The organism is Bartonella sp. AC70YNML (genome assembly GCF_042196545.1).
Classification (GTDB): Bacteria; Pseudomonadota; Alphaproteobacteria; order Rhizobiales; family Rhizobiaceae; genus Bartonella.
The window spans coordinates 1-5,550 of record NZ_JBHIQK010000026.1 but is presented as its reverse complement, the minus strand read 5'-3'; the positions used below and the strand labels follow the sequence as shown (position 1 = coordinate 5,550).

The 5,550-nt window shown below is 42.7% G+C and carries 3 protein-coding genes; 1 reads left to right on the top strand and 2 read right to left on the bottom strand.

Annotated features, from left to right (window positions below; translation table 11 throughout):
* Both ACFIMU_RS08410 and ACFIMU_RS08405 read right to left on the bottom strand, forming a co-directional pair.
* On the bottom strand, positions 1–2,516 hold a 2,516-nt coding region (locus ACFIMU_RS08410; RefSeq protein WP_375697015.1), incomplete at its 3' end, for a filamentous hemagglutinin N-terminal domain-containing protein.
* Between the two features lie 25 nt (positions 2,517–2,541).
* Positions 2,542–4,338, bottom strand: a complete 1,797-nt coding sequence (locus ACFIMU_RS08405; RefSeq protein ID WP_375697014.1) for a ShlB/FhaC/HecB family hemolysin secretion/activation protein — start codon at positions 4,336–4,338, stop codon at positions 2,542–2,544.
* Between the two features lie 963 nt (positions 4,339–5,301).
* Between ACFIMU_RS08405 and ACFIMU_RS08400 the strand changes: the two genes are divergently transcribed.
* On the top strand, positions 5,302–5,550 hold a 249-nt coding region (locus ACFIMU_RS08400), incomplete at its 3' end, for a hypothetical protein (protein WP_375697013.1).

The window sequence follows — 5,550 nt, the reverse complement described above, 5'->3', positions numbered from 1 at the left end:
TCTGGTTTTTGGAAAGAAATATCGCTATATTCGGTTTTTTCTGTGATGACAGGCGTGCTATCAGCTTCGTTTTTCAGGGTGTTGGTTTGGATATTTAAGTTTCCACCAGCTTGAATAAAGCCGGCTTTATTGACAAGCGAAAGGCTTTTTCCGCTGCCAGCCGCATTGGTAAAAGATAAATCACCTTCTGCCATTATGGTGCCAAAATCATTCAACAAAGCCCCATCAACTTGTAAAGCACCATTGCCCTTCACATAAATTAAGCCCGTTTTGTTGTTGGTCACATTGCCCGTCACGCTAAAGACTAAATCCTGCCCCGATGCCAATTGACCGCTATTTCCAAGCTTCCCCGTTTTGATCACGAAATCTCTGGCTGCTAAAACCGACGTTGTCTCATCAATCATAACGCTTGGGGCAACAAAAAGAATATCTCCAGTCCCACCGCCATCTCTTACGGCTTGTAGCCGCGCATTGTGAATATCAAGGGCATTGGTGCTGTTAAAATCTAAACCGCCATAAGTCAATTTACTGTCCGAGACATCAATATGATCTGCAATTAAATACAGCGTTTGCGGCGTGTAAATATGAGAACGATTATTGCTTAAATCGAGAGTGTTTGCCGTCAATCTCACATCCCCCTCAGCAGACAACACATTCTCAACACTGATCTCTCCTGATACCGATGTCAATGTTGCGTTGCCATAGCCAATGACCTGATCATAATAGATGTCGTTGCCTGCAAAAATTTCAATATTGCCACCACTGGCAATCTGACCAACCTTCACCCCTTCTTTTGCTGTAATCAAAAGAAAGCCCTTTTCATCTAAAACAAGATCCCCTGAACCGCCCGTAGAAACGACACCTGTCATCAGTGTGCCTGCATCAAGGCTGCCAACCTTTAAAACAGCTTCTTCACCCGTCATCAGCGAAGAAAAGTCAACCGCCCCACCCTCAATATTTGCCTTGCCATAGGCTAAAAGTTGCCCAAAATGAACGGGAGCATTTGTTGCTGGTTGTGCTTGAATGGCAACATTTTGATGCGACAGAATTGTTTGAGAAACAGATAGCCCGTTATGAGAAACCAGGGCGATATCTCCTGCCCCATAAACACTTTCAGCGACAATCGCACCTTGACTGCTCTGGAGATCAACATCCCCTTGGGTGCCAAGAACAATAACACCAGCAGCACCCGTTGCCGCCATATCAACCCCACCGGCTAAAAAATGGGCTTGTATATCACCACCGGCATGCGCCTTGAGATTCCCTTGCGCTAAAACAATCCCCTCAAGCTTCAAGTCTCCACCCGATTCAAGAGCCATATCAGCGCCTGACCCTAGCCCTGAAACTTGAAGTGTCTGGCGCGAAGACAGCCCCATATCGCCCCCAGAGGTTGCCTTACCGGCAATCGATAAAAGCCCATCCTGCGCCTCTATTTTCAAATGACCATCAGCACCAACCGTTTCTAACGTCACATCCTTATGGGCGGCAATATCAATATGCTTTTTCGAGGTGATGTGCTTTGCCAATACGCTCTGGCTTTTCGATTTGAGGACAACACCCCCATGACCAAAAACATTCTTCAACGAGATTTTCCCGTCAGCAGAAAGATGCAACTGCCCCGCACTGGCTGCCATATCATGGCGCATGCGAACCCCAACACCTTTTTCGGTTGCCACAAGTTTAATCTGATCCGCTTGTAGAGCCCCCAAAGCAGAACCATCTATCGCATATTCCGGTTTACCGGTAATATCGGTCAGTTCTTTCATTTCCCGTGAAGCATAATCAAAGTGACCCGTCCCTGCTGTCACACCAATTTCTCTGCCCGCAACAGCTCCTTCAAAATGCACTGTGCGTGAGACAATATCGACAATATCAACCGCCCCTTGGCCTGAGAAAAAATTGGCTCCCTTGGCGCCAAAGGTGATGTCCCCACCTCGCACCTCAAAGCCTTTCAAAAAACCACTCGCATCAATTTCGGGAACACCTGTGGTTAAAGTCGCATGGGGCGTATTGATAAAGCCACAACCATCACAGCTTATCCCATTGGGATTGGCTATAATCACATCGGCTGGGCTCCCAAAAACCTCTCCTGGACCATGAAGCGCACTGCGCTTGCTGCTGGTCACTTCATTTAAAATCACTTTCGCCGAACCCGTGAGGCGCAAATGCGGATTGCCCGGCATAATGCCCCCCAACTGCGATTGCCCCACTTCTTGTGCATGATTGTTCCAAATCACACCTGCATTGCCAATATTAAAATCGTAATATTTATTGTGTGATAAGCCCTTGCCATTGGGGGTAACAATATCAATCGAGGGAACCCCATTGGGCGCTGCCACTATATCTGGACGATGGGCGGCATTCGCGTTAGGATCCACAGTAATTTGCGCCTGTAACGCTGAAGATGCGAATAAACAAGAAAAACCAAGTCCCCCAAATAAAACCTTTTTGAGCATCGTACTGGAGACTAAAACACCTAATAAAGCTGCTCTTTCTGCTCTCTTCTCATATCTCATACTTTAACTCCCCAATAAAAAATGCTTAAAGTTCCATTGTTAATGTCATAAAAAATGTTCCTGATTTTTTGTGCTTAACTGTGCTCCAAAAAATACTGGAATAACTGGCATCAAGAGAGACCATGCCTCCCGCAAGCTTGACACCTGCTGTCCAACCGGCAAGCTGGTCACTCTTAATCCCATAAAAAGCTTGCGAAAACACACGCCCATAATCCAAACCAACATAAGGGCGAAGTTCACCAAAAACCTTTTTGAAGGTCGCGTGATTGCTCCACGGAATGGTGCGTAGCAACAAATCATTCCGGCTAAAAAAACCGTTATTGCCAAAAAGCAAACTCTCACGCGTGCCACGAACATTGGAAGCGCCCCCCAACGAAATCTGTTCAGCACCCAATAAATTATGTGGTGAATATTGACCACTCAAAAGATTGCTCAGTATAAAGTCCAAGCCCCCTACCTTAAAAGGCGTCATGACACTAAGCGTACCAGTAAATTTGGCAAATTGTGGCTCCGCATCCCCTGCCCCTGGCGCATGTTTCTTTACTGAATGAAACAAAGGGAGCCCTTGCAAATAACTCACATCAAAGGTCCAGGTCCCCCCCAACATCTGGCGCGAATGCGAAATGCCAAAATTGGCGACGCTATATTGACGGCTGCCCACTTCAATCTTATTACCAAGGAGGTAATTGTTGGTTCTTTTATAAGAAAGACCCAAATTCAAAGTTGTAAGGGAAACACTATCACGGTAAAGAACCCTGCTTGTACTGGCGTGCAACTCACTGGAATCCCCCGTCGTCTCAATATCTGTAAAATTGCCAGGGATAATGCTTTGGTAATTATAAACAGTGCCATTCAATCCAAAGGTCCAATAACCATACGGAATACTCACACTCGCTGAAATGTTATTACTATGTCCTTCTTGCTTGCTCCCACCCCAATAATCGGGCTCACTGCGTTGATAGTTAAAATCCCACGCATCATTCATCCCTAAAATATTTTCTACCCTCAAGCCCGCACTATAACGCGCATAACCCGTGGAAGATTGTCCCATATTGTCATGAGAAACAGTAACCTTGAAAGTTTTATCGGGATGATTGTTAATATTGACAATGGTGCTCCCTTCTTCACGCCCTGGAAGAAGTTCGCTTTGAGCGTGCGCTGAACTCAAACGGTTGATCTGATCAAGCCCCTGTTCAATATCGCGCATGTTCAAAACATGACCTTGAAGCCCAGGAAAAGCACTCCATACAACATTATTATAACGAGATGCCGGTGAACCATTATAGTAAATCTCTGAGAGCTTGCCCTCAACGACAACAAATTTGAGCGTCTTGCTGTTTTTGATATCTTGATCAGGAATGTAAAAACGCGCCGTTACATAGCCTTGATCCAAATAAACTTTGGTTAACTGCTTGATTAAAAGCTGGATATCAAAAAGACCAATACATCTTCCAACATAAGGCTCTGTTACGGCTGATATAAAGCGTTTTTTGACATGATGCACTCCCTCAACAACAACAGCATGAATGGGAAAACATTGCTTCCCACCCAAAAGCATTTCTGGATTTTGCTCTGAAGGCGTCTTGATCCTTTTAGGCGTTAAAGACTGTAATTTCTCAATTCTTTCTAATTGCTGCTTTTCTGAATACCTACGAGAAAAATTATCGGTTGGGGAATGAAAAATAGCTGAGGAGCGCGCATAAACACTTACACCTGCAAACAAGCCAAAGAAAACAACAATGGCACGAAAAATTCTCAAAAGAGAACTTTGGCGTAAAAATACACAAAACAATACAGACTGCCCCCGCTTTGCATTATTCATGAAGCACTCTTTAAAAGAACTTCATGGAACCTCTAACAAGTCCACTCAAAACAGCCACTGCTCTATGACGCTTTTAACAAAAGCACATGCCTCTGTGACCAAAGAAAAATGGCACCCAAAAATGCTTTATTTTAACTGCTGAAGATCTCTCCCCCACATTTATATAAAGAAACCTCTAAACAAAACTGTTTAACCCGTCAATGGTTAATACATCAATATCCCCAGTTTAATGCTACAATATATTTATCAATAATTAGAGATAGATTCACTCTCCAGCTCCTCTAAGCCACTCAACACACATATAAACGAGACATCATGCGATCAAGAACATCCTGTCGTCAAAAACCATCATAGAAAACAATAAAGAAACCTCTTTTAAAACTTTCTACTCAAATAGGCAAAACTCTCTGTACAGCGCATTAAGCAACCGTTCTCCAAAGACAATGATCTGAGTGATCTGAACAGAAGAGTTTTGTCCAGTGCTGTCAGTGTTGTCAGTTCTTTTTAGAGCCTATATTATTTTTTTAAATGAGAGAAAATTAAAAACATTATATTTCAATAGGTTAGAGCTTTAACGATACAACCTATATCGACAATACAATCTTAAATACAATCAATAATATATTATTTGTCAGTTTGTGTCAGTAAATTGAACTGACAAAATAGACTATTTTAGTGACTCATAAAACCTATCAAAATACTCATTATGATATCTTAAAAGCACATATCAAATTTGTCTTTTTTCCATAAAACGAACAGCAAATTTCACTAGTTTGCTGATCTTATCCCATGTCATGGGCTGTGGATAAGTACCTTTAAAAACCCCTTTTGAAAAAAAATATCGGTTTTTTAGCATTTTTCTGCATTTTTTCTCAATTCGTTCAAAATGGATTTAATAAGCTTCGTTTTGATTCTTTTGATAAGAATTAACCAACTCATATGAAAACGGAGCCCTGTTGTAATATGCATCACTTTAATAAGTCTGATAATGAACATGTCACTTTACGCTCTCTCTTAGAATATTATCGTCAACGAGCAAAATCACCCCGTGAATTAGGAACCATGTTTGAAAACCTTGTCATGGCTTATTTGACAAACGACCCGCTTCAAAAACAAGAATACGAAAAGGTTCAGACTTATTTGGAATGGGCTAAGGAGCATGATGAAGATGGACGTGATATCGGCATTGATCTGGTCGCTACAATCCGTGAT

Coding starts and splice junctions, on each gene's coding strand:
- ACFIMU_RS08405 (WP_375697014.1), bottom strand. CDS start 4,338: ATGAATAATGCAAAGCGGGGGCAGTCTGTATTGTTTTGTGTATTTTTA.